This is a genomic window from Salinivibrio sp. MA427 (assembly GCF_001996115.1).
Classification (GTDB): Bacteria; Pseudomonadota; Gammaproteobacteria; order Enterobacterales; family Vibrionaceae; genus Salinivibrio; species Salinivibrio costicola.
This window is the reverse complement of record NZ_MUFH01000334.1, coordinates 1-3,043: the sequence shown is the minus strand read 5'-3', so window position 1 is coordinate 3,043 and position 3,043 is coordinate 1. Positions and strand designations below refer to the sequence as shown.

The following is a 3,043-nucleotide window of genomic DNA, read 5'->3' as shown; positions in this document are numbered from 1 at the left end:
GGGTTTTAATATTAAAAAGGCGAATAAAATCATCCACCGCCATCACTTCATCGCGCGGCTGAATTTTGCCCCAGTGCGTCAGTTTATCGAGCGCGCTGAGTGACATGTTGTCTTTCACCGATAACCCCAGCACCAAGCCCTCGCCTTTGCGGTCTTCAGAGATATAAGCAATGCCATTGGCCAGTGCATCTTGCGGGCTAACCGGATTAATCACCTTGCCATCCAGCCGAATCGTGCCTGCCTCGCGCGGCATGGCGCCATAGATAATTTTCATTAACTCCGTACGCCCAGCCCCCATCAGACCCGACACGCCTAAAATTTCACTGCGGTGCAGCTGAAAACTCACCTCTTCCACTCCATGACCCGTGACACTCTCCACCTCAAGGCTTATTCCATCAGGGGCGACGTCGCTTCGCGGGTATTGCTCCKCAAGTTTACGGCCCACCATCATCTCAATCAGGCCGTCTTCATCGGTATCACTGACGGCACATTCACCAATAAACTTGCCGTCGCGTAACACGGTGATCCGATCGCAAATCTCAAAAATTTCTTTTAAACGGTGCGATATATACACAATGCCGCAGCCTTGCGCACGTAACTCNTCTCAGTGTCGGTCAGCGCATCGGTTGGCTCATCCATAATGATCACCTGCGACTCAAACGACAGTGCTTTAGCAATTTCCACCATTTGCTGCTCGCCCAGGCTAATGCTCCCCAGAGGCGTCGAACCGCGCGCGTTAACATTTAACCGCGCCAGCAGCTTATCCGCCTCTTCAACCATTTTGACCCAGTCAATCTTGCCAAAACGATTAGTAAATTCACGACCCAGAAAAATGTTTTCGGCAATGGTCAACTCTGGGATCAAATTGAGCTCTTGATGAATAATACTGATCCCCGCTTGCTGCGAATCGCGTGGCCCTTTAAACGAGACAGGTGTGCCTTGGTAATTCACCTCACCGCTATCGGCGTGATAAATCCCGGTTAACACCTTCATCAAGGTGGATTTGCCCGCGCCATTCTCGCCCAATAACGCCATCACTTGGCCGGGATACACATTCAAGCTCGCCTCATCTAACGCGCGAACCCCAGGAAAGGTTTTTACGACTTGGCTGAGCTGTAAGATAGGTTGCGTCATCGTGGTTACTCGCTTAGGCCCACCTAAAAGGTGACACCGGCTTGAAAAATCACATTGGCATAAGGCGTACATTCACCGGTGCGCACCACCGCTTGGCTCTGCGCCGTACGTGCTTTAAATGCCTCGTGGCTGATAGTGGTCACCCCTATCGGCTGTTGGCGTGCAGCATTTTCTTGTTCTAATCGCCCAAGCAATGCCTGGTGCAGCGCTGGGCTCACCACTGCGAGCTCTTCCGCAATCACCACAGATTCAATGCAAGCGTGCGTTAACACCGCCTCGACCGTCTGCATAAAGCTCGGCACGCCATCAGTCAGCGCCAAATCAATGCGCGACACCGAGCTTGGGATCGGAAGCCCCGCATCACACACCGTAAACTCATCGGTATGTCCCACTTGCGTAACCAGCTGTGCGAGCTTTGGATGGAACAAACCATGCTTATTCATTCATCACCTTCTCACTCTCGATTGGATCATTCAGCGCTTACACCCCACTCAACGCGGATACGCCTTCTTTTATCGCGCTTTCTCGCAGAAAACACGCCATCGAAACGTTTCGATATTAAATAAATAATAAACGGCGATATAAAATTCACCATAAGCAAGATACACAGATGTGAAGCAGATCGACTATTGATATCGCAGTCACTAGCAAAGAGAGGGGAAGATCACACTAGGGGGGTTGGGAGAGATAGAGACTAGAGACTAGAGACTAGAGACTAGAGACTAGAGACTAGAGACTAGAAAGAGCTTAGGGGACGGAATACGGAATACGGAATACGGAATACGGAAAAAGTGTATCGTGCCTGTCCCCGCTCTTCCCCAGATTACTGAATACAGAGTACAGAAAAAGCAATAGCCCCAATGCGAGCACGAGGCGGCTCGATCTAGTCTCTCGTCTCTAGAAGCGAAGCGTCTCGGTTCTCTTCCTTCTCCGGCTGATCACTCAAACCCGGTACCGCCTGGCAAAATGTGCACTCTTCATTATCCACCGAGGCACCGCCCGCCTCCACATAACGAATCCGGTGACTGCCTTTGTCCCGATTGGCAGATACGGCAAAGCGCCGTTGGTCACGCTCAGGTATCGTCTTTTCTGTGTCATGATCGGCCATGACTTACCTCCTACAAATACCGAGAACCGCCTAGCTGTATGTTAACGGAGCGACACTAAATAGCCTAACCAAAAGTGCCTGTCCCGATAACGCTAGTATTCTGTAAGCGAAGCGCTCTGTATTCAAGATCTCGAATACCGATGACGGAATACAGAGTACAGAAAAAGCAAGACCCCGATGCAAGCGCGATCTGCTCTATTTAGTCTCTAGTTTCTAGAAGCGAAGCGTCTCGTCTCTTTCCCGTATTCTGTAAGCGAAGCGCTCCGTATTCAAGATCCCGAGAACCGATGACGGAATACAGAGTACAGAAAAAGCAAGACCCCGATGCAAGCGCGATCTGCTCTATTTAGTCTCTAGTTTCTCGAAGCGAAGCGTCTCGTCTCTTTCCCGTATTCTGTAAGCGAAGCGCTCTGTATTCAAGATCTCGAATACCGATGATGAAAAAGTATCGTGCCTGTCCCGATAAATTCCGCCTGTCCCGATAAATTCCGTCGTGTAATGCTGAACGTGAGTCAGCACTCATGATTAAAAATCAATCAATAGAAATTAAAGAGCTGAATCACAAGGTCCCTTTCAGCAATTTGCCTGTTCAAATAATAAGCGTAGCCTTTGGCTGAAACGATTCAGCCAAAACATAAAAAAGAGAGGAACTACGATGAAAATCAAAAAAACCCTAGCGACTGTTGCCCTACTAGCACCTGTTTACGCCCTTTCAGCAGAGTTTGTACTCACCGACAGCGCGACTAACACCTACGTGGATCAGTGGACAACATCTGCTCAAAAGTTAGGAATGAACACAAC

Annotated in this window: 2 protein-coding genes and 1 pseudogene; all 3 read right to left on the bottom strand. The window is 49.6% G+C overall.

Annotated elements, in window-relative coordinates; genetic code table 11:
- A pseudogene (locus tag BZG79_RS14140) lies at positions 1 to 1,134 on the bottom strand (ATP-binding cassette domain-containing protein); the annotation flags it as partial.
- A 23-nt stretch (positions 1,135 to 1,157) separates the two neighbouring features.
- The gene (rbsD, locus tag BZG79_RS14135) at positions 1,158 to 1,577 is read right to left on the bottom strand and encodes a D-ribose pyranase (RefSeq protein ID WP_077774716.1); all 420 of its coding nucleotides are present in this window, start codon (positions 1,575 to 1,577) and stop codon (positions 1,158 to 1,160) included.
- Between the two features lie 440 nt (positions 1,578 to 2,017).
- A complete protein-coding gene (locus tag BZG79_RS14130) occupies positions 2,018 to 2,242 on the bottom strand; it encodes a hypothetical protein (protein ID WP_077679243.1) in 225 nt (74 codons plus the stop codon).
- Positions 2,243 to 3,043 lie beyond the last annotated feature (801 nt).